The sequence below is a fragment of the Actinoplanes sp. NPDC000266 genome (assembly GCF_042899005.1).
Taxonomy (GTDB): domain Bacteria; phylum Actinomycetota; class Actinomycetes; order Mycobacteriales; family Micromonosporaceae; genus Actinoplanes.
Genome location: NZ_JBIAZI010000011.1, coordinates 111,194 through 135,020 on the forward strand (window position 1 = coordinate 111,194; position 23,827 = coordinate 135,020).

The 23,827-nt window shown below is 70.0% G+C and carries 24 protein-coding genes; 11 read left to right on the forward strand and 13 right to left on the reverse strand.

Translation table 11 applies throughout. The features are described from left to right. Positions 1-55 precede the first annotated feature (55 nt). Positions 56-643, forward strand: a complete 588-nt coding sequence (locus ACFY36_RS38015) for a maleylpyruvate isomerase family mycothiol-dependent enzyme (protein WP_499750745.1) — start codon at positions 56-58, stop codon at positions 641-643. Here ACFY36_RS38015 and ACFY36_RS38020 read toward each other — a convergent pair. Continuing rightward, on the reverse strand, positions 602-973 hold the full coding sequence (locus ACFY36_RS38020; RefSeq protein ID WP_499750746.1) for a hypothetical protein: 372 nt from the start codon (positions 971-973) through the stop codon (positions 602-604). The genes ACFY36_RS38015 and ACFY36_RS38020 overlap by 42 nt on opposite strands. Positions 974-1,094: 121 nt before the next feature. Between ACFY36_RS38020 and ACFY36_RS38025 the strand changes: the two genes are divergently transcribed. Next, on the forward strand, positions 1,095-1,763 hold the full coding sequence (locus ACFY36_RS38025) for a response regulator transcription factor (protein ID WP_499750747.1): 669 nt from the start codon (positions 1,095-1,097) through the stop codon (positions 1,761-1,763). A gap of 83 nt (positions 1,764-1,846) precedes the next feature. Here the strand turns inward: ACFY36_RS38025 and ACFY36_RS38030 are convergent, their stop codons facing one another. The 3 genes from ACFY36_RS38030 to ACFY36_RS38040 are packed head-to-tail and all read right to left on the reverse strand — an operon-like array spanning position 1,847 to position 3,893. Further along, positions 1,847-2,470: a hypothetical protein gene (locus ACFY36_RS38030; protein ID WP_499750748.1), complete on the reverse strand. Its 624-nt coding sequence runs from the start codon at positions 2,468-2,470 to the stop codon at positions 1,847-1,849. Between the two features lie 29 nt (positions 2,471-2,499). Further along, on the reverse strand, positions 2,500-2,700 hold the full coding sequence (locus ACFY36_RS38035; protein WP_499750966.1) for a ferredoxin: 201 nt from the start codon (positions 2,698-2,700) through the stop codon (positions 2,500-2,502). Next, entirely contained in the window at positions 2,697-3,893 is a 1,197-nt protein-coding gene (locus ACFY36_RS38040) for a cytochrome P450 (RefSeq protein WP_499750749.1), read from the reverse strand. Before ACFY36_RS38040 ends, ACFY36_RS38035 begins: the two co-directional genes overlap by 4 nt. Positions 3,894-3,970: 77 nt before the next feature. Here ACFY36_RS38040 and ACFY36_RS38045 point away from each other — a divergent pair, with 77 nt between their 5' ends. Both ACFY36_RS38045 and ACFY36_RS38050 read left to right on the forward strand, forming a co-directional pair. Then, complete coding sequence (locus ACFY36_RS38045) at positions 3,971-4,447, forward strand: hypothetical protein (RefSeq protein WP_499750750.1); 477 nt, start codon at positions 3,971-3,973, stop codon at positions 4,445-4,447. Positions 4,448-4,488: 41 nt separating this feature from the next. Then, on the forward strand, positions 4,489-5,502 hold the full coding sequence (locus ACFY36_RS38050; protein ID WP_499750751.1) for a sialidase family protein: 1,014 nt from the start codon (positions 4,489-4,491) through the stop codon (positions 5,500-5,502). On the opposite strand, the gene ACFY36_RS38055 is transcribed toward ACFY36_RS38050, so the two are convergent. The 3 genes from ACFY36_RS38055 to ACFY36_RS38065 all read right to left on the reverse strand — a co-directional run bounded on the left by ACFY36_RS38055 (position 5,496) and on the right by ACFY36_RS38065 (position 11,281). Further along, positions 5,496-5,888 carry a rhodanese-like domain-containing protein gene (locus ACFY36_RS38055; RefSeq protein WP_499750752.1) on the reverse strand — a complete coding sequence of 131 codons (393 nt, stop codon included), beginning with the start codon at positions 5,886-5,888 and terminating at the stop codon, positions 5,496-5,498. The two genes, ACFY36_RS38050 and ACFY36_RS38055, sit on opposite strands and share 7 nt — an antisense overlap. Beyond that, positions 5,885-9,511, reverse strand: a complete 3,627-nt coding sequence (gene metH / locus ACFY36_RS38060; protein ID WP_499750753.1) for a methionine synthase — start codon at positions 9,509-9,511, stop codon at positions 5,885-5,887. Before metH ends, ACFY36_RS38055 begins: the two co-directional genes overlap by 4 nt. 120 nt (positions 9,512-9,631) lie before the next feature. Next, positions 9,632-11,281 (reverse strand): bifunctional 3'-5' exonuclease/DNA polymerase, encoded by a 1,650-nt coding sequence (locus ACFY36_RS38065; RefSeq protein ID WP_499750754.1) that lies wholly within the window; start codon positions 11,279-11,281, stop codon positions 9,632-9,634. 50 nt (positions 11,282-11,331) lie between these two features. On the opposite strand from ACFY36_RS38065, the gene ACFY36_RS38070 reads away from it, so the two are divergent. Further along, positions 11,332-12,198 (forward strand): NAD(P)-dependent oxidoreductase, encoded by an 867-nt coding sequence (locus ACFY36_RS38070; protein WP_499750755.1) that lies wholly within the window; start codon positions 11,332-11,334, stop codon positions 12,196-12,198. On the opposite strand, the gene mgrA is transcribed toward ACFY36_RS38070, so the two are convergent. After that, positions 12,195-13,226 (reverse strand): L-glyceraldehyde 3-phosphate reductase, encoded by a 1,032-nt coding sequence (mgrA, locus tag ACFY36_RS38075; protein WP_499750756.1) that lies wholly within the window; start codon positions 13,224-13,226, stop codon positions 12,195-12,197. The genes ACFY36_RS38070 and mgrA overlap by 4 nt on opposite strands. A 77-nt stretch (positions 13,227-13,303) precedes the next feature. Between mgrA and ACFY36_RS38080 the strand changes: the two genes are divergently transcribed. From ACFY36_RS38080 to ACFY36_RS38100, 5 genes are all read left to right on the forward strand, one after another. Then, positions 13,304-14,164, forward strand: a complete 861-nt coding sequence (locus ACFY36_RS38080; RefSeq protein ID WP_499750757.1) for a LysR family transcriptional regulator — start codon at positions 13,304-13,306, stop codon at positions 14,162-14,164. 56 nt (positions 14,165-14,220) lie between these two features. Then, positions 14,221-14,784, forward strand: a complete 564-nt coding sequence (sigK, locus tag ACFY36_RS38085) for an ECF RNA polymerase sigma factor SigK (RefSeq protein ID WP_499750758.1) — start codon at positions 14,221-14,223, stop codon at positions 14,782-14,784. Further along, positions 14,781-15,509: an anti-sigma factor gene (locus tag ACFY36_RS38090; RefSeq protein WP_499750759.1), complete on the forward strand. Its 729-nt coding sequence runs from the start codon at positions 14,781-14,783 to the stop codon at positions 15,507-15,509. The genes sigK and ACFY36_RS38090 overlap by 4 nt, the downstream gene beginning before the upstream one ends. Positions 15,510-15,582: 73 nt before the next feature. Beyond that, the gene (locus ACFY36_RS38095) at positions 15,583-16,083 is read left to right on the forward strand and encodes an RNA polymerase sigma factor (protein ID WP_499750760.1); all 501 of its coding nucleotides are present in this window, start codon (positions 15,583-15,585) and stop codon (positions 16,081-16,083) included. A gap of 17 nt (positions 16,084-16,100) precedes the next feature. Then, positions 16,101-17,324, forward strand: coding sequence for a hypothetical protein (locus tag ACFY36_RS38100; protein WP_499750761.1), 1,224 nt, complete (start codon positions 16,101-16,103; stop codon positions 17,322-17,324). A 45-nt stretch (positions 17,325-17,369) separates the two neighbouring features. On the opposite strand, the gene ACFY36_RS38105 is transcribed toward ACFY36_RS38100, so the two are convergent. Next, on the reverse strand, positions 17,370-18,740 hold the full coding sequence (locus tag ACFY36_RS38105; RefSeq protein WP_499750762.1) for an FAD-binding oxidoreductase: 1,371 nt from the start codon (positions 18,738-18,740) through the stop codon (positions 17,370-17,372). Between the two features lie 64 nt (positions 18,741-18,804). Continuing rightward, positions 18,805-19,581: an SDR family oxidoreductase gene (locus ACFY36_RS38110; protein ID WP_499750763.1), complete on the reverse strand. Its 777-nt coding sequence runs from the start codon at positions 19,579-19,581 to the stop codon at positions 18,805-18,807. Positions 19,582-19,619: 38 nt separating this feature from the next. Here ACFY36_RS38110 and ACFY36_RS38115 point away from each other — a divergent pair, with 38 nt between their 5' ends. Continuing rightward, entirely contained in the window at positions 19,620-20,522 is a 903-nt protein-coding gene (locus ACFY36_RS38115) for an AraC family transcriptional regulator (RefSeq protein WP_499750764.1), read from the forward strand. Here ACFY36_RS38115 and ACFY36_RS38120 read toward each other — a convergent pair. Genes ACFY36_RS38120 through ngcE form a run of 3 tightly spaced genes read right to left on the reverse strand, consistent with a single transcriptional unit; the run spans position 20,515 to position 23,817 of the window. Continuing rightward, entirely contained in the window at positions 20,515-21,426 is a 912-nt protein-coding gene (locus ACFY36_RS38120) for a carbohydrate ABC transporter permease (protein WP_499750765.1), read from the reverse strand. The two genes, ACFY36_RS38115 and ACFY36_RS38120, sit on opposite strands and share 8 nt — an antisense overlap. A 10-nt stretch (positions 21,427-21,436) precedes the next feature. Continuing rightward, the gene (locus ACFY36_RS38125) at positions 21,437-22,342 is read right to left on the reverse strand and encodes a carbohydrate ABC transporter permease (RefSeq protein ID WP_499750766.1); all 906 of its coding nucleotides are present in this window, start codon (positions 22,340-22,342) and stop codon (positions 21,437-21,439) included. Positions 22,343-22,377: 35 nt separating this feature from the next. Then, the gene (ngcE, locus tag ACFY36_RS38130; protein ID WP_499750767.1) at positions 22,378-23,817 is read right to left on the reverse strand and encodes an N-acetylglucosamine/diacetylchitobiose ABC transporter substrate-binding protein; all 1,440 of its coding nucleotides are present in this window, start codon (positions 23,815-23,817) and stop codon (positions 22,378-22,380) included. Positions 23,818-23,827 lie beyond the last annotated feature (10 nt).

A 23,827-nucleotide genomic window follows, 5' to 3' on the forward strand; every position in this document is an offset into this window, starting at 1 on the left:
AGTCCGAACGTCGTACTAATATGGTCCGAGGTTCGGACTATATCGGAGGCGCGTCATGGACGATGCGTACTGGTCCTCGGTGCACAAGCTGCGGCTGCGCATCGCCGATCTCCTGCAGACCCTGAGCCCGGCCGAGTGGGACGCCCCCTCGTTGTGCGCGGGCTGGCGCGTCCGCGACGTCGCCGGCCATCTGGCGTCGGTGCCCACGGTGACGGTGCGCGACATGCTCGCGGTGGCGCCCAGGGCCCGCTTCAACCCTCATCGCGTGAATACAGTGCTGGCCGTGCGGCACGGCTCACGCGAGCCCGGCGAGATCGTCGCCGCCATCCGCCAGCACGCCGCCGATCGCCGGATGGCGAAGGGCCTCGACGGCCGCAACTGCCTGTTCGACGCCATAGTCCACAGCCAGGACATGGTCGTCCCCTTGGGCCGGGAGTTCCCGATCGCCGCCGAGCAGAGCCGAGCCGGTCTGAGGCGGGTGTGGGAGATGGGCTGGCCGTTCCGGGCCCGCCGCCGCTTCGCCGGCCACACGCTAAATGCCACCGACATCGACTGGACCGTAGGCACCGGCCCGGAGATCGCCGCCCCCGCCCTGTCGCTGCTACTGCTCCTCACCGGCCGCGACCTCGACCGCACCCGCTGAATCGGCCGCGCCACCAACGGCGGCCGGCAGCCCGATCGCCCCGCCCGGGTCGGCCGCGCCACCAAGGGCAGCCGGCAGCCCGATCGCCCTACCCGGGTCGGCCGCGCCACCAAGGACGGCCGGGGGCGGCATGCCGGCCAGCAGAGCGACGATCTTCACGTTGGCGGCGGCCGGTTGGCGGAGCACGCGGAGACCGTACGTCTGGCGCTGTCGCTCCAAGATTTGTTCGTGGCGGTGACGGGCGCGCTCGCCCCAGAGGTGCAGGGCGTATCTGACCACGCCGCTGACCGCGGCCGTCACCGTGACCGCGAGGACCCACCCCGCCGACATGGTCAGATCTTCCGTCTTCGATGGACCATCGGTTCCTCCCATCGGGAAACACGGAGGGTGCTACGTGGTTTCCCACGTAGTACGCTACGGGCGAACCCACGGACCCATCAAGGGAGCCGACATGCCAGCCTTGACGATCGCCATAGTGGACGATCACGCGGTCTTCCGTACGGCGGTGGCGGCCTACCTCGAGAGCAAGGGCATCGAGGTCGCCGTCAACGTCGCCACCGGCGACGAGCTGCTCGACGGCATGCGTGCCCATCCGGTCGACATAGTGGTCATCGACGTGCGGCTCACCGCCGACAGCGACGAGGGCGGCATCGAGCTGGCCCGCACGGTGAAGCAGGAGTTCCCCGACACCGCCATCCTGATCCTGTCCGCATACACGGCCACCGACCAGGCCATCAGCCTGATCAGCGACTTCGAGCAGAGCATCGGCTATCTGCGCAAGGACGAGGTGGACGTCGACGACCTCAGCGTCGAGCTGTCCCGCCTGGTCGCCGGCCAACAGGTCCTGGGCCGCTCCTTCGTCGACCGTCTGCTGCGCCCGACGATCCGCGAAAGCCCCCTGACCTCGTTGACCCGCCAGGAACGCGAAGTTCTGCGCCTGATGGCCCAGGGCCACTCCAATGCGGGCATCGCCGCCACCCTGTCCCTGGCCGAACGCACCGTCGAGGACCACGTCCGCCGCATCTTCACCAAGCTGAACATCACCAGCGACGGCGCCACCCCCACCAACAAACGGGTCCTGGCCGTCCTGACCTGGCTACGCGAGCACTCCCCCGGCTGACGACTTTCCGGAGGAAAATCCGCGACGGCCACGCCGAGGCGCCGGGCGGGCCGGGTCGTCGCCGCGCCACCGCTCGGGCGAGGTCATCGACTGACGGTGAGCCGATCGCCGGCCTCGGCGTGCTCTATCAAACGCAGGACGCGCAGGGAGTCGTTGGCCCGGTGCCAATTCGGCCAGTCGACATCGGGCCACCCGGAACTCTGGCGGAGGCGGCGGAACTCGTCTCGCAGAAGGCGGGCACGGTCAATCTCGGCGGCGCGCAGGTGTCCGCGTTCCAGTAGGGCCGAGGCGAGCTGAAGCACCGCCGCGTCGACGGTCGGCTCTCGCCGGCGCCGTTCCGTGGGGGCGAGCAGGAATTCGAGCGCGTACAGCGCGGCGTTCCTTTCATCGCCGTACCAGGGCGAGCAGGTGTCCGGCTCACGCGCGGGCGGGGTGCGCCGCCCGAGACGTTTTGCGGCCCGGCGCTGCTCCGCGTACCGGGCGGACTGAATCAACCAGAGCGCGCGGCTGGACGACAGCGCGTCCATCGCCCGGAGCAAGGCGGCCTCGTCGCGGCGCAGAGGCCCCGCCACGTGCTCGAGGTAGCCGAACGTGGCGTGGAACCCGATAGGGCCGTACCGCTCGACGCAGCCGACGAGGGCGTTGAAGCGCTGTCCATGGGCTAGTGAAGGATCGCGCACCTTCCGCTCGTACGTTCCGAAGCTCACGGATCCAAGGTATCGACGCAGGCCAGCGATTATCCGCCCGGCAGCAGGCGGATCACGGCGGCGGGGCAGCGGTCCACCGCCTCCTGGACGGCGGCCTGTTCGGAGTCCGGTGGGGAGTCGGTCAGGAGGATGACTATGGCCTCCTCCTCGTCCTGGTCGAAGACCGTGGGGGCCGTCATCGCGCAATTGCCCGCGCCTATGCAGTGGTCGCGGTCGACGGCTACTTTCATGTCCACGCCACCGGCAGCTCGGCCGGGCCCCGGACCACCGAGTCCTTCTTCCAGACGATCTCCTCCAACGGCACCGCCACGCGCAAAGTCGGCACCCTGGTGGCCAAGGCCCGCAGGACCGTCGTCAGTTCCATGCGGGCGATCTGCTGGCCCACGCAGGCGTGGGCGCCGTGGCCGAAACCCAGGTGGGCGCCCGGTTTGCGGGTGATGTCGAAGGTGTCGCCGTCGGGGTGCAGGGCCGGGTCGCGGTCGGCCGACTGGACGGCCACCACCACGTAGTCGCCGGCTTTCAGCTGTTCGCCGTTCAGCACCGTGTCCTCTGTGGCCTGGCGCAGCAGGCCCGTGCCGACCGCCAGGTAGCGCACCAGCTCCTCGGTGGCCGACGCGGCCGACGCCGGGTCCGCGACCAGCTTCTCCCATTCGCCGGGCATGTTCAGGAGGGCGAGCAGGCCGTACGTGATCATCGAGGCCGTGGTGTCGAAACCGGCGATCAGCAGGGCCGCGTTCATCTCGGTGAGCTCGGTGTCGGTCAGCGGGCGGTCGCTGTCGGCGCTGTGCTCGATCATGCGGCTGAGCACGTCGTCGCCGGGCTGGGCGCGGCGGGTGGCGACCGCCTCGTACAGATAGGTGTAGAGCGGGGTCAGCGCCTCGCGCAGCTGGTCCGCCTTGGTCGAGGTGTCGAACAGGGCCATCGCGGCCTCGTGCAGAAGGTGGCGCTGCGACCGGGGCACCCCGATCAGTTCGGCGATCACCGAGGTGGTGATCTCCGTGGAGAACTGGCTGTGCAGCGGGTACGGCTGGGGCGACGCCAGCATGCGGGTGATCGCCTCGTCGGTGATCCGCTCGACCATCGGGCGCAGCTCGGCCAGGCGGCGGGCGTGTGTCACCTGCGGGGCGAAGTTGCGGCGGATCCGTACGTGTTCGGGGCCGTCCATGCGGGTGAAGTTGTCGATCGGGCCGTCGTCGGCGTACGAGGCGAGCACGTGCGCGGCCAGGCCGGGCCGGGTCGAGAAGCGGCGGCCGTCGCCGAGCACCTCCCGCACCCCGGCGTAGTCGGAGACCAGCCAGGCGTCCAGGCCGGTCGGGCAGGCCACCCGGACCATGCGGCGGCCGGCGCGCAGCTCGGCGTACTCGGGCGGCGGGTCGAAGGGCCGTTCGTCCTCGGCCGGCATCGGCATAGCAGGCAGTGACATTCCCGTACCTCCCCGTGAGAACTCCGTCGCCGACCCTACGCGACATTTACATTGATCGATACGAGGAAATAGAAGCCGTGCGAACTGTGGAGGTCACCGCGCCCGATGGGACGCGGTGGGATGTGCGGGTGGTGTGGGAGCCGCGGTGGCGGGTGATGGCCCGGCGCTTCGGCGGATGGCGGGCCAAGCGGCGCGAGGACATCGGGCCCGGCGACGCGCTGAGCGGCGGCGCCGAGGTGAGCAGCGAGGTCGGCGGCAGTGGCGGGAACCTCAACGACGAATTCGTCGTCATCGCGATCGTGTTCTTCGCGTTCGTGCTGGCCGCGGTGCTGTTCTGGTGGGTGCTGCTCCCGCTGCTGCTGATCGTGCTGGACGCGCTGATCATCCTGCTCCTGCTGGCCGCCTCGGTGGTGGCCCGGGTGCTGTTCCGGCGGCCGTGGATCGTGCGGGCGACCGCCGCCACCGGTGAGACCACCGAGGAGGAAGTGATCGGCTGGCGGGCCGCCCTCCGGCGCCGGGACGCGATGGCCGCCGCGCTGCGGGCGCCCCGGTAGGGTCGGAGACGAGGAACGACCATGGCGTGAGGGGTAAAGCGTTGCCTACGCAAATCACTGTGGCCCGGGCCGAGCCGGGGCTGCTACCGCACTTTCCCGATGTCGTGCGACTGGCCGACGGGCGGCTGCTGGCGGCCTGGCGGGAGAGCACCGGCCACGTGAAGGCGGACGGCCGGATCCGCCTCGCCGAGAGCGAGGACAACGGCAAGACCTGGAGCGAGCCGCGTACGGCGGTGGACGGCCCCTTCGACGACCGCGATCCCAAGCTGGTCGTGCTGAGGGACGGCACGGTCCTGCTCAGCTACTTCGTGATCGAGTGGACCGAGCCGTGGCACACCACCCACGGCACCTGGGTGCACCGCAGCACGGACAACGGCGAGACCTGGGGCGAGCCGATCCTCGTCGGCACGGCCATGGCCCTGCCCGAGGAGGAGCGCCGGGCGTCGAAGACCTTCTCGGCCTCGCACGGTGCGGCGGCCGAGCTGCCCAGCGGCGATCTTCTTTTCCCGCTGTACGGGCGTCTGCCGGGCGAGGCGTGGATGCGCGCGACCGTCGTCCGCAGCACCGACGGCGGCCGGACCTGGCCCGCGGAGACCGAGGTGCTGCTGGCGGCGGCCGACGGCGTGCACTTCCAGGAGCCGACGCTGACGGTCCTCGACGACCGGGTCATCGTTCTCATCCGTACGACAGTGGGGCACGCCTACATCGCCGAGTCCACCGACGACGGCCACACCTGGAGCATCGCCCAGCCGACCGACATGCCCGCCTCGTCGCATCACGCTCTGCGGTTGAGCACGGGCGAGGTCCTCGTGACGTACGGCGATCTGAAGCCCCGGTTCTCGGAGCACCGCGACACGGTGGGCCGTCTCGTGCGGGAGCCGGAGAAGGGCTGGGACGGCTACGGGGATGTGCAGCTGTACGACTCGGGTCACTCCGACCAGGCGAATCCGTCGAGTGTGGAGCTGGCGCCGGGCAAATTCCTGACCCTGGGCTTCGACGTGCGGGCGGCCACCGTCGTGGCCATCTTCACCGAGGCCGGCGACTACCCTCAGTAGCGAATGTCGGCGGGCTTGTCCGACAGGGGCAGGCCCGCGGCCGCCCACGCCTCGAAGCCGCCGATCAGGTCGGTGGCCCGCCACAGGCCCAGCGCCTTCAGACTGGCCGCGGCCAGGCTCGAGCTGTAGCCCTGACGGCAGACCACGATGATCCGCACGTCATGGTCGGTGGCCTCGGGGATCTTGTATGGCGACGAGGGGTCGAGGCGCCACTCCATCACGGTCCGGTCGATGACGATGGCGCCGGGCAGGTCGCCCTGCTCGGCCCGCTGTTTGTCGGTCCGGGTGTCGATCAGCAGGGCGCCGTCGAGGACGGCGGCCCGGGTCTCGTGCGGGGTGAGGCGGAGAAGGCCCTCGCGGGCCTTCTCCAGCAGAGCGTCGATCATGCGATCTCGTACGCCAGGTTCGGCCGCAACCAACGCTCGACCTCGTCCACGCTCATGCCGCGGCGGGCCGCGTAGTCGGTGATCTGGTCCTTGCCGAGGCGGCCCACGGTGAAGTACCGCGAGTCGGGGTGGGCGAAGATCAGGCCGGAGACCGCGGCGGCCGGGGTCATGGCGTACGACTCCGTGAGGCCGACGCCGATCTCCCGCGTCCCGAGCAGGTCGAAGAGGTCCTTCTTCTCGCTGTGGTCGGGGCTGGCCGGATATCCCAGCGCGGGCCGGATGCCCCGGAAGCGCTCGGCGTGCAGGTCTTCGAGCTTGGGCTTGGCGTCCGGCTCGAACCACTGGCGGCGGACCTGGAGGTGCAGATATTCGGCGAACGCCTCGGCCAGCCGGTCGGCCAGCGCCTTGACCATGATGGCGCGGTAGTCGTCGTTCTCCGCCTCGTATTTCGCCGCGAGATCCTCGGCGCCGTGGATGGCCACCGCGAAGCCGCCGAGATGATCGCCCGAGCCGGCGGGGGCGATGTAGTCGGCCAGCGAGCGGTTGGCGCGGCCCTCCGGCTTCTGGGTCTGCTGGCGCAGCATCGGGAACTTCACGCCGTTGCCGAGCACGATGTCGTCGCCGTCGCTGTGGGCCGGCCAGAACGCGTACCGCCCCCGGGCCTGGAACGACCCGTCCGCGATGATCTTGTCGAGCAGGGTGTTGGCGTCGTCGAACAGCTCGCGCGCCACCGGCTGCTCCAGGATGGCCGGATATTTGCCCTTGAGCTCCCAGGCCAGGAACAGGAACTGCCAGTCGATCATCTCGCGGAGCTGGGCGATCGTCGGCTGCACGTCGCGGACACCGGTGAAGGCCGGCGTCGGCAGGTCGCTGAAGTCGACCTCCTCGCGGTTGGCCCGGGCCTGCTCCAGGGTGAGCAGCGGCTGGGCGTGCCGGTTGGCGTGCTGCTCGCGCAGCCGCTCCTGGTCGGCCCGGTTGGCCACGTCGAGCTTCTCGGCCCGCTCGGAGTCGAGCAGGTCGGAGACCACGCCGACCACCCGGGACGCGTCGAGCACGTGCACCGTCGAGGCCTCGTAGGCGGGCGCGATGCGTACGGCCGTGTGCTGCTTGGAGGTCGTCGCCCCGCCGATGAGCAGCGGCAGCTTGAGACCGCGGCGCTGCATCTCGGCGCCGACCGCGACCATCTCGTCGAGCGACGGGGTGATCAGGCCGGACAGGCCGACGACGTCGGCGCCCTCGGCCACCGCGGTGTCGAGGATCTTCGCGGCCGGCACCATCACGCCGAGGTCGATCACCTCGTAGTTGTTGCAGCCGAGCACCACGCCGACGATGTTCTTGCCGATGTCGTGCACGTCGCCCTTGACCGTGGCCAGCACGACCTTGCCCTGCCCGCGCGAGGTCTCGACCCGGCCCTCGAGGCGGGCCTGCTCCTTCTCGGCCTCCATGTACGGCTCCAGGTAGGCCACCGAGCGCTTCATGACCCGGGCGCTCTTGACCACCTGGGGCAGGAACATCTTGCCCGAGCCGAACAGGTCGCCGACCACCTTCATGCCGTCCATGAGCGGGCCCTCGATCACTTCGAGCGGCCGCGCGAACTGCTGCCGGGCCTCCTCGGTGTCGTCCTCGATGAAGTCGACGATGCCGTGGACCAGCGCGTACGACAGGCGCTCGTTGACCGGGGCCTCGCGCCAGGACAGGTCGACCTCGCGCTGCTTGCCCTTGCCGGTGACCGTGGACGCGAACGTGACCAGCCGGTCGGTGGCGTCGGGCCGGCGGTCGAAGAGCACGTCCTCGACCAGCTCCAGCAGGTCGGCCGGGATGTCCTGATAGACGGCGAGCTGACCGGCGTTGACGATGCCCATGTCGAGGCCGGCCTTGACCGCGTGGAACAGGAAGGCCGAGTGCATGGCCTCGCGGACCACGTCGTTGCCGCGGAACGAGAACGACAGGTTGGAGATGCCGCCGCTCGTCCGGGCTCCCGGGCACCGCTGTTTGATCAGCGGCAGCGCCTCGATGAACGCCTTGGCGTATCCGTTGTGCTCGGAGATTCCCGTCGCGACCGCGAGGACGTTCGGGTCGAAGATGATGTCGTCCGGCGCGAAACCGGCGGTGCCCACCAGCAGGTCGTACGCCCGTCCGCAGATCTCGACCTTGCGATCGCGGGTGTCGGCCTGGCCCTGCTCGTCGAAGGCCATGACCACCACGCCGGCGCCGAAGTCACGGATCTTGCGGGCCTGGGAGAGGAAGGCCTCCTCGCCCTCCTTGAGGCTGATCGAGTTGACCACGCCCTTGCCCTGCACGCACTTGAGGCCGGCCTCGAGCACGCTCCACTTGGAGCTGTCGATCATGACCGGGATGCGGGCCACCTCGGGCTCGGTGGCGATCAGGTTGAGGAAGGTGGTCATCGCCTGCTCGCTGTCGAGCAGGTCGGCGTCCATGTTCACGTCGAGCAGGTTGGCCCCGCCGCGCACCTGGTCGAGGGCCACGTCGACCGCGCCCTGATAGTTGTCGGCCTCGATGAGCCGGCGGAACTTGGCCGAGCCGGTGACGTTGGTCCGCTCGCCGATCATGACGAAGCCGGTGTCGGGGCCGATCGCGAACGGCTCGAGCCCGCTGAACCGCGTGGTCTCGGCCGGCGGATTGATCACCCGCTGCCGGGCGCCCTTCGCTGCTTGAGCGATTTGCGCGATGTGTGCCGGAGTGGTCCCGCAACAACCGCCCACGATGTTGACGAGGCCGTCGTCGATGAAGCCCTTGACCAGCGCGGCGGTCTCCGCGGGCTGCTCGTCGTAGCCGCCGAAGGCGTTGGGCAGGCCGGCGTTCGGGTGGGAGGCGACGAAGACGTTGGAGAAGCGGGCCAGGTCGGCCACGTGCGGGCGCATCTCGGTGGCGCCGAGCGAGCAGTTCACGCCCACGACCAGCGGCTCGGCCCGCTCGATGGAGCGCCAGAACGCCTCGACGGTCTGACCGCTGAGCGTGCGCCCGGACAGGTCGACGATGGTCACGGAGATCCACAGCGGCAGGTCGGGCGCGACCTCACGGGCGGCCGCGACGGCCGCCTTGGCGTTCAGCGTGTCGAAGATCGTCTCGATCAGCAGCAGGTCGACGCCGCCCTCGGCCAGGGCCGCGATCTGCTCCGCGTACGCCGCCTTGACCTGGTCGAAGGTGACCGCACGGTAGGCCGGGTCGTCGACCTTGGGCGACAGCGAAAGGGTGACGTTCAGCGGGCCGACCGAGCCGGCCACGAACCGCGTGCCACCGGCCTCGTCGGCCGCCTGCCGGGCGAGCTGGGCCGCCTTGACGTTCATGTCGCGCACCAGGTGCTCCAGGCCGTAGTCGGCCTGGGCGATGCTGGTCGCGGTGAACGTGTTGGTGGTGGTGATGTCGGCGCCGGCCGCCAGATATTGCCGGTGGACGTCGAGGATCACGTCGGGCCGGGTGAGGATCAGCAGATCGGGGTCGCCGGTCACGTCCTGCGGGTGATCGGCCGGGATCATGTCGCCGCGGTAGTCCTCCGGGGTCAGCCCTGCGCCCTGCAGCATCGTGCCCCAGGCGCCGTCGAGCACCAGGATCCGCTCGCCGAGCAGACGTTTGAGCTCCGCGACACGCTCGTTTCTTTCCACACCGACCACCTCCGTGGTTACAACGGAGGCGCCCTTGGTCGGATTGCACCGAGCGAGCGTGGCGGGGATCACTCCCCGTTGCAGCGCCTCTCGCTTCGGACCACCCAAGTTACCGCAATCTCATTTCGCGTCGGCGTATGCGCCAACTGTTGAGACATCGAGCGGGAAGCGCACCGTTGTGTCCCCGAAAAGCATCCTGCCCGCCTTGGCGGCGCTTTCGTGCACGGCCGCCACCACCTGTTCCGCTTCCGCGGCCGGGCAGTGGACGACAACTTCATCGTGCACGAAAAGGACGAGCTCGGCCCTGGTTCCCTCCAAAGCCGTACGCAGTGTGGCGAGCAACACCAGCGCCCACTCGGCCGCCGTGGCCTGCACGACGAAGTTGCGCGTGAAGCGGCCCCGGGCCCGCCCGGACGCGCCACCGAGGGGCTGCTCGGTCTCGGGCGGGTCCAGCCCCGCCTCGTCGCCCCAGCCGGCCGACGAAGGCGGACACGTGCGGCCCAGCCAGGAGCGGACCAGGCCACCGGCCTCACCCGTGCGGGCGGCGGCCTCGACGTAGTCGAACGCGACCGGGTAGTGCTTGCGCAGGACGGCCAGGGCCGGGATCGCGTTGCCGCCGGTCTGGCCGTACATGGCGCCGATCAGCGCGACCTTGGCCTTGGCGCGGTCGCCGTCGAACGAGTTGGCAGCCAGCGCCGCGTAGAGATCGGCCCCCGCGCCGGCCTCGGCGAACCGCCGGTCGCCGGACATGGCGGCCAGCACCCGCGGCTCGAGCTGGCCGGCGTCGGCCACCACGAAGCGCCAGCCCGGGTCGGCGACCACACCCTTGCGCACGGACTTCGGCACCTGGAGGGCGCCGCCCCCGCGCGCGGCCCAGCGGCCGGAGACGACGCCGCCCGGCACGTACTCGGGCCGGAAACGGCCGTCAGTGACCCACTGGTCGAGCCAGGACCAGCCGTGCGCGGTCCAGATGCGGTAGAGCTCCTTGTATTCGAGCAGGGGTTTCACGGCCGGATGGTCGACGCGGCGGACCACCCAGGCCCGGGTGTTGGGGATGTCGACGCCGGCCCGGGCGAACGCCTTGACCACCTCGGCCGGCGAGTCGGGATGGAGCCCGTGCACGCCGAAGGCCGCGTTGATCTCGGCGGTCAGCTCGGCCAGGCGGCGGGGCGGCCCGACCGCCTGGGGCGGGCCGAGCAGCTCGCGCAGCAGCTCGTCGTGCAGATCGGCCCGCCAGGGCAGGCCGGCGTGACCCATCTCGGCCCCGACCAGGGAGCCGGCCGACTCGGCGGCCACGAGCAGCCGGAAGCGCCCAGGGTGCTCGGTGTCGGCGACTCGGCGTAGCTGATCGCCGTACACCTCGGAAATGGTCTGAAGGGCGGCCGCCGGCGCGGAAACGGTGTCGAACAGGGCACCCTGGGTGAGACCGGGCGGCTCGGGCAGGCGCGGCGGCGGATCGGGCGGAACGGGCAGACCATGCAGGCGGGCGTGGGCGGCGGCGAGCGAACGGGGAGCGCCCCAGCGGCCGGCGTGGCCCAGCAGCAGCGCCTCGGTGAGCTCGAGATCGTGACAGCGGGCGACGCGGACCCCGGCCCGCAGCAACCCCGGATAGAACTCGGCGGTGGCCGGCCACACCCAACGTGGCGCGTCGGCCGCCTCGCGCGCGGCGATCGCGGCCGGCAGATCGGCGGCGTGGACCGGGGGACCGCCGGGCGCCCCGTCGGCCCGCAGCTCCTGAAGGAACCCCGACGGGTCCACCGCTACCAGCACGCCGTCATTCTGGCGGAGGGGTACGACAATTTTCAGGGAAGATGATGCGCATGACAGAGACCCTCACCGTCAGCGTCCTCGGCACCGGCATCATGGGGGCCGCGATGGCCCGCAATCTGGTCAAAAGCGGTTTCACCGTACGAGTCTGGAATCGCACCCAGGAGAGGGCGCAACCCCTCGCGGCCGACGGGGCCCGCGTCGTGGCCACCGTCGAGGAGGCCGTGCGCGGGGCCGACGTGGTGCTGACCATGCTGTTCGACGGGGCGGCCGTGCGCGAGGTGATGCGCGAGGCGCAGCCGGCCGTCGACGAGGGCCAGATCTGGGTCCAGTCGACCACCGTGAGCCTCGACGACGTCGACGAGTTCGCGGGCTATGCCAAGGAGCACAACCTCGCCTACTACGACGCCCCCGTGCTGGGCACCCGGCAGCCGGCCGAGGCCGGGCAGTTGACCGTGCTGGCGGCCGGCTCGCCCGACAAAAGGGACACCATCGCGCCGGTGTTCGACGCCGTCGGCGCGAAGACCGTGTGGCTGGACCATCCGGGCGAGGGCACGAGGCTCAAGCTGGTCGCCAACAGCTGGGTGCTGGCGCTGACCCACGCCGGTGGCGAGGTGCTGGCCCTGTCCGAGGCGCTGCACGTCGACTTCGGCAAGTTCCTCGAGCTCATCCAGGGCGGCCCGCTCGACAACGGCTACCTGCGGGCCAAGACCGACCTGGTCCGGGCGGACAAGCTGACGCCGGCCAGCTTCGCGGTGAGCACCGCCGGCAAGGACGCGCGGCTCATCGTCGAGGCGGGCCGGCGTCACGGCGTACGGCTGGACCTGGCCGAAGCCGGCGCCGAACGCTTCCGCCGGGCCGAGGAGAAGGGGCATGGGGACGCGGACATGGCCGCGTCCTACCACGCTTCCTTCTCTTAGACCGAACTGCTGCGCGCCCAGAGGTTGATGCCCGACTCGGTGGCGTACTTGTCGATCTCGGCCAGCTCGTCCGGGGTGAACGTCGTGTTCTGAAGGGCCGCGACGTTCGCCTCGAGCTGGCGCACGCTGCTGGCGCCGAGCACGACCGAGGTCATCCGCGAGTCCCGCAGCGACCAGGCGATCGCCATCTGGGCCAGGCTCTGGCCGCGGCGCTGGGCGATCTCGTTGAGCGCCCGGATCTTGCCCAGGTTCTCGTCGGAGAGCAGGTCTTCCGACAGCGACTTGTGCTCGGTCGCCCGTGAGCCCTCGGGAATGCCGTTCAGGTAACGGTCGGTGAGCATGCCCTGGGCCAGCGGCGAGAAGGCGATGCAGCCGGCGCCTTCGGTGTTCAGAACGTCGAGCAGGCCGCCCTCGATCCAGCGGTTCAGCATCGAGTACGACGGCTGGTGGATCAGCAGCGGCGTGCCCAGGTCACGCAGGATCGCGGCCGCCTCGGCGGTCTTCTCCGGCGAGTACGACGAGATGCCCACGTACTGCGCCTTGCCCGCCCGCACGGCGGCGTCGAGCGCGCCCATCGTCTCCTCGAGCGGGGTCTCCGGGTCGAAGCGGTGCGAGTAGAAGATGTCGACGTACTCCAGGCCCATCCGCTTGAGCGACTGGTCGAGCGAGGCCGTGACGTACTTGCGCGAGCCCCACTCGCCGTACGGTCCCGGCCACATGTCGTACCCGGCCTTGGTCGAGATGACCAGCTCGTCGCGGTACGGGCGGAAGTCCTCGGCCAGCAGCCGCCCGAAGTTGATCTCGGCCGACCCGTACGGCGGGCCGTAGTTGTTGGCCAGGTCGAAGTGGGTGATGCCGAGGTCGAAGGCCCGGCGCAGGATCGCCCGCTGGGTCTCCAGAGGCTTGTCGTCGCCGAAGTTGTGCCACAGGCCGAGCGAGACGGCGGGCAGCTTCAGCCCGGAACGCCCGGTCCGGCGGTACTCCATGGTGTCGTAACGATCGCCGTCGGCGGTGTAGCTGGTTGGCATGTGTCCACCCTCGTCCCTCGGTGATCAAAGGTCCAACAGAAGAAAGCGCTCGGATTAAGCACCTAGACTGCTCAATCATGGAGTTGCGGCACCTGGAGTACTTCGTCGCGGTGGCCGAGGAGCGCCACTTCACCCGCGCCGCCGAGCGCATGCGGGTGGCGCAGTCGGGGCTCTCCGCCTCGATCAAGGCGCTCGAGCGCGAACTGGACGCCGACCTTTTCGTGCGGCACACCCGCCGCGTGCAGCTCACCGACGCCGGCCGCGCCCTGCTCACCGAGGCGAATCGTACGCTGGCCAGCGCCGCCGCGGCCCGGGAAGCGGTGGCCGCGGTGCGCGGGCTGGTGCGCGGCAGCCTCACGGTCGGCACCGAGCAGTGCCTCGGCGTGGTCGACCTGCCGCCGCTGCTGGCCTCGTTCCGCCGCGCCCATCCCGGTGTGGAGATCAGCCTGCGCTACGCCGGGTCCGGGCACATCATCGACGAGATCCGGCAGGGGCGGCTCAACGTCGGCTTCGTCGCGCTTCCGGGGTCCGCGCCCGAGGGCGTACGGCTGGAGGCCCTGGCCACCGAGGAGATGTTGCTGCTCACCCATCCGGACCACGTGCCGGCCGATCTTGACCCGTCCGCCCTGGCCGGCGAGGACTTCGTCGACTTCAGCCCCGACTGGGGCGCCCGCAAGGTCAACGACCAGCTGTTCGCGCGGCACGGCGTCGACCGGCGGATCTCGGTCGAAGTGAACGACGTCCATACGTTGCTAGACTTCGTTCACCAGGGACTGGGGATCGCCGTCGTGCCGGCGCCGGTGACCCGCAAGCCGCACGCCTCGGGCCTGCACGTGGCCCGGCTCACCGCCGGTGCGTCATGGCAGGTCTCGGTGGCCCTGCCCGCCTCGGCGCCGCCCGGGCCGGCCGCCGCGGAACTGCTGCGCATGATTCTTTGACTTCGGACCCATCCGCGGGCGGCGCCGCCGCGAATCATCCCCATGAGGGGGCCTACATGGTGACGCCGGTGCTCGACCTCGAGGCGCTGCTGGTGCGGGTGGCGCAGGGCGACGAGAAGGCCTTCGCCCAGCTGTACGACGTCGTCGCGCCCCGCGTCTTCGGGCTCGTGCGGCGGGTGCTGCGCGATCCGTCGCACGCCGAGGAGGTCGCGCAGGAGGTGCTGGTCGAGGTGTGGCGGCGGGCGCCGCAGTTCGATCCGGGGCGGGGATCACCGACGGCCTGGATCTTCACGATCGCGCATCGGCGGGCAGTCGACCGGGCCCGCTCCGAGCAGGCGGCGACCGACCGTACCCTCCGGATCGGCATCGCGGCCGTCGACATCCCCTACGACACGGTGGCCGACGAGGTCGCGGTGCGCCTCGAACGGCGGCAGGTGCGCAGCTGCCTCGACGGGCTGACCGAGCTGCAACGGCAGGCGGTCACCCTCGCGTATTTCCAAGGCAAGACCTATCCCCAGGTGGCGGAGCTGCTTGGGGCGCCCCTCCCTACCATCAAGTCACGGATGCGCGACGGGCTGGCCCGGCTGCGCGACTGCCTGACGACGGGGGCGACGGCATGAGGGCCGACGTGCACTCTCTGGTCGGCGCGTACGTGCTGGACGCGGTGGACGACCTCGAACGGGTCGCCTTCGAGCGGCACCTGCGCGAGTGCGAGGACTGCCGGGCCGAGGTGGGCGAGCTGCGCGAGACCGCGGCCCGCCTGGCCGACACCGCGTGGTCGGTGCCGCCGCCCTCGATGCGCGCGAACGTCCTCGACGAGATAAACACCACGAAGCAGGAGACAGCGGTTCCCGTACGCCCGGCCCGGCGGCCCCCACGCCGTCTTCATCTGGTGGCGGCGGCCGCGGTGCTGGTCGCGGCGGCCGGGGCCGGCGCGGCCGTCTACGCCGTTCAGGATCAGCGGGTACGGGACGAGCGGGCGGTCGCCGAAGCGGCGCGGGCCTCCGAGGCGCGCGTCCGCGCGATCCTGGCCGCCCCCGACCTGGAGGTGCGCGAAGAGGCGCTGACCAGCGGCGGGCAGGTGACCGTGGCGTCCTCGAAGCTGACCGGCGCCGGTGTGATCATGCTGGCCGCGTCCGCCCCGCCGGCCGACGGCCGCGTCTACCAGCTGTGGACCATCCGCGACGGCGATCCGGCCTCGGCCGGTGCGCTCGGCGCGGGTCAGGCGGCGACCGTACGCATCGTAGAAGGCCTGCCCGCGTCGAACGCGGTGGGCGTGACCATCGAGGACGCGCCCGGTGCGGCCACACCGACCACGCCGCTCGACGCCCTCGTACCCCTGTAAATTTCTTTGCCTTCGAGCCAACCGAACCTCGTCGATCCACCGTCGGATACGCAGGACATCGACAGGAGCGGGGATGCCGAGAAGAACTGACAGCGAATACCTGGCCTTCGTGCACGGCCGGGTGAAAGGGCTGCGGCGCACGGCATATCTGCTCTGCGGTGACTCGTATCAGGCCGACGACATCGTGCAGGAGACGCTGACGAAGCTCTACACACGATGGCCGGCGATCAGCCACGTGGAGAACGTCGACGCGTACGTGAACACCATGCTCGTGCGGGTCTTCCTCGACGAGCGCCGCCGCGGCTGGTGGAAGGTCGCGCTGCTCGACTGGTTACCGGACCGGGCGGCGGCCCCTCCGGCGCCCGTGGACGACCAGTCGGTCGTACGGGCCGCCCTGATGCAGTTGCCCCCGAAACAGCGAGCCGTCGTCGTGCTGCGCTACCTGTGCGATCTGCCGGTCAAGGAGGTCGCCCAGCATCTGGGCTGCTCCGAGGGAACCGTGAAGAGCCAGTGCGCGCACGCGCTCGACAAGCTCCGCCTCGTATTCGACTCGGCCGCCCTGGACCGGCTATGAATCTTGGAGAGAACGACATGAGCGAGGACGACCGGGCGGTCCGGATCCTGCGGACGATCCCGGACGAGCCCCCGGCCCCGTCGACGATCGACATCCCCCGCACGATGACCGAGGGCCGCCGCCGGCGCCGGGCCCGCCGCTGGTCGGGTGGGGTGGCCCTGGCCGCGGTGACCGCCGTCGCGGCCGGCGGTGGAACGGTGGCGGTAGCCGCCATGCGTGAGGCTCCCCCTCCGCCGCCGCCGCCCACGCCTTCCCCGTCCTCGATCGCCGCTGCCCCCGCGCTGGTGGTGCCACGGGACTGCAAGGTGACGCTGCTTCCGACCGGCGACATCAAGAAGGCGACGGTCAGCTCGGGCGATCCGAGCGGCCATTACCTGACCGGCCGGGTCTATCCGCCGAAGCGAGAGGTGTACACGGTCATCTGGAAGGACGGCGTCCTGCAGAACCGCCCGTCCATGCCCGGCGACGACGGGGCCTGGGGCGACATCAACTCCGCCGGCGTCGCCGTCGGATTCAGCTTCGGCAAGAACGACGAGACGCGGGCGTACGTCTCCACGGGCACCAAAGTGACACCGCTCCGCGGTGGCCCGTCCTCGGCGTCGGCCATCAACGAGTCGGGCCGGATCGTCGGCGCGCTCGGCGAGCTGTACCAGGGAAAACCGGTCACCTGGGCGTCACCCGCGGCCGAACCGCAGCGGTTGACCATGCCCGCCGGTTTCGTCACCGGCGAAGCGTCGGAGATCGACGAGGACGGCACGATCATCGGCACGGTCGCCAAGAAGTCCGGCGAGGGCACCGGTTATCTGTGGCTGCCCAACGGTTCCGGCCGCCTGATGCCGCTGCCCGAGGTCGAAGACGTGAAGGCCACGTACTTCTGGCCCGAGTCGGTCAACAGCGGCTGGGTCTACGGCCGGGCCGTCCGCGACAGCCGGGACGGCGGCAGCCGCACCTTCGCGTCATACCGCTACAACATCGCGGCGAACAAGTTCGAGGAGCTCGACATCCCGCTCGGCCCCGACATCATCGGCTCCGCCAACGGCTGGATCCTGACCACCACAGCCCACTTCGAGCCGATCATCATCGCCGGCGAGAAGGCCGTCCAGCTCCCGCGCTACAACAAGATGAAGGAGTACGTCACGAGCGCCTTCAGCACCGACGGCAAGGTGGCCGGGGGCTACACCACCGACACCACCGCCTCCGACCCGGTGGCCAACCGCCCTCTCATGTGGACGTGCCGCTGACCCCGCCCGGTCTCAGTTACGCAGGGAGTCGCCGCGATGGGCCCCTCAGCCGATGACCTTGCCCGGGTTGAACAGGTTCAGGGGGTCCAGGGTCTGCTTGATGGCCACCTGCATGGCCAGGACCTCCGGGGCCAGCTCCTGCTTCATGCCGTCCCGCTTCAGCAGGCCGACGCCGTGTTCGCCCGTTACCGTGCCGCCCATGGCGATCGCGGCCGTCAACATGTCTTCGAAGGCGGCCTGGGCGGCCAACCGGGCCTGCTCGTCGCCGGCCGGGGCCAGGATCAACGGGTGCAGGTTGCCGTCGCCGGCGTGGGCGATGGTGGCGATCGTCGCTCCGTGGCGGGTGGCGATCTTCTCGATGGCGGCCAGCATGTCGGGGACGCGGGAACGTGGGACGCACACGTCCTCGGTCAGCACCGGGCTCAGGCGCTCCAGCGCGGGATAGGCCAGGCGGCGGGCCGCGAACAGGGCCTCGGCCTCGATCTCGTCCGTCGATTGTTCGGCCCACAGTGCTCCCGCGTCCCGGAAGACCGCGGCCACCTCGGCCGCCTCCTCGTCGCCGGCCGCGCCCGGACTGTCCAGTTGAGCCAGCAGCAGGGCGGCCGCGTCGGCCGACAGGCCCAGGTGCTTCCACTCCTCCACCGCGCGCAGGCACGTGCGGTCCAGCAGTTCCAGCGCCGCCGGCAGCAGGCCGGCCCTGGTCAGGGCGGCCACCGCCGCGCCCGCCGCCACCACGCTGTCGAAGGCGCCGACCACCGTGCGCGGGGCCTCGCGGCGGGCCGGGCGCAGGCGCAGCGTGATCTCGGTGATCACGCCGAACGTGCCCTCGGAGCCGGTGAAGAGGGCGGCCAGGTCGTAGCCGCTCACGCCCTTCGTGGTGCGGCGCCCCAGGCGTACGACCGTGCCGTAGGCCCCCGCCGGACCGCCCACCACCGCTTCCAGACCGAGCACGTAGTCGCGCGTGACACCGTATTTGAGGCAGCAGAGCCCGCCCGCGTTCGTGGCGACGTTGCCGCCGATGGTCGACCAGGGGGCGCTGGCCGGATCCGGCGGATACCAGAGGCCGTGCGCCGCCACCGCTTTCTTCAGGTCGTCGTTGACGACGCCCGGCTGCACCGTCGCCGTCATGTTCTCGGCGTCGATCTCGACGATCCGGTTCATCTTCGACAGGTCGACGATCATCGCCCCGTCGACGGCGTTGGCCCCGCCGGACAGGCCGGTGCCGGCGCCTCGGGCGACGATCGGGATGCCTCGTTCGGCGCAGGCCGCCACCACCCGGCGTACATCATCAGTGGTTTTGGGCCTGACGGCCGCGACCGGCTTCCCGTAGGGCGCCCACTCGGCGTCGTCGTGGGCGAGGCTGTCCAGAACGTCCGCGTCGTCGACGATGTCGAGCCCGTTGAGCAGGTCTTTCACTTGAGGAACTCCAATAGTCCGGCGATCAGGACCATTCGAGTGCCGGCGCCCTCGCCGGCGTGATTCAGGCGGGCTCCGTCGCTGGTCGTGATCGTCGGCATGTCAGCGACCCTACGCGCCCGGTCAGCGTCTCGCTCTCGGCCCACAGCTCGGCCCGGCGGCCGTGAAGGACCCGATCCGGAACGGGCAGCGGGCGCGCCGACGGGCCATAGAAGCCAGAGGCAAAAGCAGGACCGATTGCCAGTTGTACGGGTCCACGTGCGGCCGATGAAGGGGACGCGCCGATCCGCTGCTGGAGCGCGTCCATCACCCGCCGCAGCGGCGACGGCACCCCGGTCGCGTCCCGGAACACCCGCGTCGCCACCAGGCCCGGATAAACGCAGGCCACCGAGAGCGACGGCTTCCGGGCCGCCAACTCCACCGCGTACAGGTCGTTGGCGAACTGGGTGCGGCCGGCGACCCGCAGCCCACGCGTGGGGTTACCGCGCACGTCCCGATATCGGCCCGCGCTGGCCACCAGCACCACCCGCCCGTCCGGCGGCAGTAGCGGGAGGAGCCGGTCGATCAGCAGGAAGCGGGACAGATAGTTGAGCACCCACGCCCGCTCCAGCCCTTCGGCCGTCGTGGCCGCGCGCATCGTGAACACTCCGGCACAGCAGACGATCGCGTCGAGCCGGTCGTGGGTCGCCGCGACCTCGTCAGCCGCTCGCGCGGTCTCCCCCAAAAGGGAAAGGTCAGCCCGGATGTGACCGTGTCGCCCGATCGTCAGGGCCCGCTCCCCCAGCCGCGCCGCCACCGCGCCGCCGATCCCGGTCGAGCCTGTCACCAGTATCTTCGTCATGCCTCGACGCTAGGAACGGCTGGGGCGACAATCCATGTGTGCCCGTCCCGGAGACCACATCGGACGTCCTGGGCACGGTCCTGCGCGAGATCCGCTTCGCCACCGCCGCCTATCGCTGGATCGAGCTGAACGGCCCGTTCCGGCTCGTCTTCGACCGGCCGGGGCTGCGCGGCGTCCACCTGGTCACCACCGGCCGCTGCGAGCTGGTCCTGGCCGGTGAGGTCGTCCCGCTGAGCGAGGGCGACACGGTCATCCTGCCCAGAGGCGACGATCATGAGCTGAGGTACGGCTCCGCGCCCGCCACCTCCGGCTTCGAGCTCGCGGCGCGGGCCGACGGGGTGCGGCTCCGCCACGGCGCCACCGGGCCGGCCACGGCGATCGTCTGCGGGGCCTTCATCGCGGGCGAGCCCGATCATCCGGCGATGAGCGGGCTGCCGCGGGTGATCCTGATCCCGGCGGCCGAGAGCCGGTGGCTGGCGCCCTACGTCGAGGCGCTGCGGCAGGAGGCGTTCGAGGCCGGGCCGGGCAGCGACGTCGTCATGGCCCGGCTGTCCGACGCGATGATCGGGCGGGCGATCCGCCGGCACGGCGCGGTCACCGATCATCCGGGCTGGCTGGCCGGGCTGCGCGACCCGCATCTGGCGGCGGCGCTCGGCGCGATGCACGGCGAGCCGGCCCGGCCGTGGACGCTCGCGTCGCTGGCGGCCACGGCGCGGCTGTCCCGGACGGCGTTCGCCGCGCGGTTCTCGGCCGTAGTGGGTGAGCCGCCCGTCCACTATCTGCGGGCGCTGCGCCTGCACAAGGCGCGGCTCCTGCTGCGGGACGAGCGGCTCACGGTGGCCGCGGTGGCGGCCCGGGTCGGCTACTCCTCGGAGTTCGCGTTCGCGTCGGCGTTCCGGCGCGCGTACGGCGTACCCCCGGGGGTCTGGCGTTCTACTTGACGGCGCCGGCCGTCAGACCGGCCTGGATCTGCCGCTGGAAGATCGCGTAGACGATGATCATCGGGAGGATCGAGAGCACCAGCGCGGCGAACAGCGTCGACCACTCCGCGTGATAGCCGGCCGAGGTGCTGATGTTCGCGATGCCCTGTGTCAGCAGATATTTCGACTCGGCGCCGGGGCCCGTCATGATCACGACTGGCAGCAGATATTGGTTCCACTGACCCACGATGTTGAAGATCGTGATGCTGACCAGGCCGGACTTCGCCATCGGCATCATGATCTGGAAGAACTTGCGGGTGTGCGAGGCGCCGTCGACCGTGGCCGCCTCCTCGATCTCGTACGGCAGGGTCTTGAAGAACGCCGCGAGGAAGAAGACGGTGAAGGGCAGGGAGTAGGCGATGTAGACCAGGACCAGACCGGTGTACGACCCCAGCAGCCCCATGCTCTTGAGGATGTAGAACAGCGGCGCCAGCGCCATGAAGGTCGGGAACGCCAGGCCCGAGACGAACAGGTAGTAGATGAACCGGTTGCCCCAGAAGCGGTAGCGCGCGAGCACGTAGGCGGCCATCGAGCCGAACAGCATCGTGCCGGCCGTGCTGATGATCACGACGATGACGCTGTTGAGGAAGTAGCGCCCGATGTGCGCCTCGCCCCAGGCGTCGAAGTACGTCTGGAACGAGAAGTGCTCGGGCAGCGCGAACGGCTTGCCCAGGAAGATCTCGGTGTTGCTCTTGAAGGAGGCGAGCAGCACCCAGATCAGCGGGCCGGCCGTCACCAGCGCCCAGGCGAACAGGGCGATGTGGGCCAGGCCGGTGAAGGCGTTGACGTCGCGCTTCTTGTCGGGCTTGCGGCCGGCGCTCTTGCTCTCGGTGATGACCGGCGGGGCTTCGGTAAGGTTCGTCATCTCGTCCGCCTCAGGCTTCGACGGAATCGCGGCGGGTGACCCTCAGGGTCAGCGCGGCGAAGGTCAGGGTCAGGAAGAAAAGGACCACGCCCAGCGCGGAGGCGTAGCCGGCCTGCGAGAATTCGAAGGCGTTGCGGTAGATCATCAGACTGAGCACCGAGGACGCGCCGTTCGGGCCGCCTCGATCCACGGTCATGATGTTGACCAGGGCGAAGGCGTCGAACGCGGCGATGCCCAGATAGACCCAGGCGACCTGCACGGTGTTCCACAGCAGCGGGATCGTGATCCGGAAGAACAGGGTGATGCGGGTGGCGCCGTCGAGTGCCGCCGCCTCGTAGATCTCGGCCGGGATCGAGCCCATGCCGGCCGAGAAGAGCACGACGTAGAAGCCGACCGCCTGCCAGATCAGCACGATCAGGATGCAGAGCATCGCGTACCGCTCGTCGGCCAGGAACAGCCAGGGTTTCCAGTCGGCCGGGAACAGGCCGTTGAGCATGCCGCTCTTGTCCGGCCCGAAGACCCGCCCGAAGATCACCGCCACGATGGCCAGGGCCAGCAGCTGCGGGAAGAAGAAGATGACCCGGTAGACCTTGGAGCCCCACACGCCGCGCGTGGTGCCGCCCTTGTGGCCGCCGCCGACGTTCAGCAGGAAGGCGAAGACCAGGGCCAGGATGATCGTGACGATCGGCAGCAGGATGAGCAGGAAGAGGTTGTGCCGGATCGACTTCCAGAACACCTCGTCGTGCCACAGCTTCGTGAAGTTGTCGAAGCCGACGTACTCGATCGGGCCGAGACCCGACCAGTTGGTCAGCGACAACTGGAAGGTCTGGATGTACGCCGCCACCACAAAGGTGCAGTAGAGCGCCACCGGCACGATAAGGAAGCCGATGATGAAGGGATACTTACCGCGTCGCATGGCGCTCTACCGTCCTACTTGTTGCCGTACAAAGATCAGCTACGGGTGAACTTGGTGACCGAGGAGTCCTTGGCAACAGCCTGGGACGCCTTCTCCATCCGGTCGCAGAACTTCTGCGCGTCCCCGCCCTTGAACATCAGGTCGTTGACGGCGCCACGGGACTCGTCGTCGAGCTTCTTGTACCAGGTGTCGAACAGGTAGCCCATGAAGATGTCCTTGCCGGCCTTGGTGACCGCGTCGTTGGCGCTGGTCAGACCGGGCGAGATGGTGACACCGTCGGAGGCGCCCGCCACCACCGTAAGCGACTTGGTGAGCTTGGTGAAGCCCAGCGCCGCCTCCTTGGAGAGCATGGTCCGCAGGTACTCCTTGCCACCCTGCGGGTTCTTGCCCTTGGCGGCCGCGAAGTAGATCTCGCCGGCCGCGGCGTTGATGGCCGGGGCCGGGAGCTTGTCGGCCGCGGTCACGCTCGGGTACGCGGCGATCGCGTACTCGAAGCCGGGCGGGGTGTCCTTGGCCTGCTCGTTCTCGAGCCAGGAGCCGCAGGGGTAGAACGCGACCTTGTCCTGGTTCTGCTGGAGCTGGACCTCGGTGTGCTTGAGGCCGAGGAACGTCTTGTTGATGTACTTGTTGCCGATCTCGCCCCAGGCCTGCGCCGCCTGCTTGATGGCGTCGTTCTGCCAGGCGCCTTCCTTCAGGTTGTCGATGTCCTTGAGGACCTGCTCGGTGCCGATCTTGCCGGCGCTGGTGAGCAGGGCGCGGACCATGTAGTACGAGGCGTTGGCGCCCGCGTAGCCGAACGGCGTGATGCCGGCCGCCTTGATCTTGTCGCACAGGGCGGTGAACTCGGCCCACGTGGTCGGGACGGTCCAGTTGTTCTTGGCGAACAGCGCCTTGTTGTACCAGAGACCGAACACGGTGTACGAGTAGTTCATCGCGAACGGCTTGCCGTCGTAGCTGCCCTGCTCGACCGCGCCCGGCACCAGGGTCTCGGCCACGGTCTTGCCCGCGATGTCCAGCGACGGCGCCGCGAACAGGTCGGTCAGGTCGGCGGCCTGGCCGGCCTTGACGATCGCGCCGAAGTCCATCAGGTTCGAGCCCGAGTTGTTGATCATGTCCGGCGGGTTGCCGGCGTTGATCCGGGGCTGGATGACCGTCGAGATCTGCTCGGTCGCCGAGTAGGTGACCTTGGCCTCCGGCCACTTCTTGCTGAACAGCGGGGTGTCCACGTCGGTGGCGTACGCCGTGCCGAGACCGCCGTTGAAGATCACGATCTCCACGCCGGCCTTGGGGTCGATGCCGAGCGGGTTGTCCGCCGACTTGGTGCCGGTGGCCTGCTCCTGGTCGCTGTCGTCGGACCCACCGCCGACACAGGCGCTGAGCATGCCGACGGCGGGGGTGGCGAGCAGGCCGACGGCGGCGGCGCGACGCAGCAGCGTACGGCGGTCCAGCTCGGGCTTGGCGAAAATATCGGTCACAACATCTCCT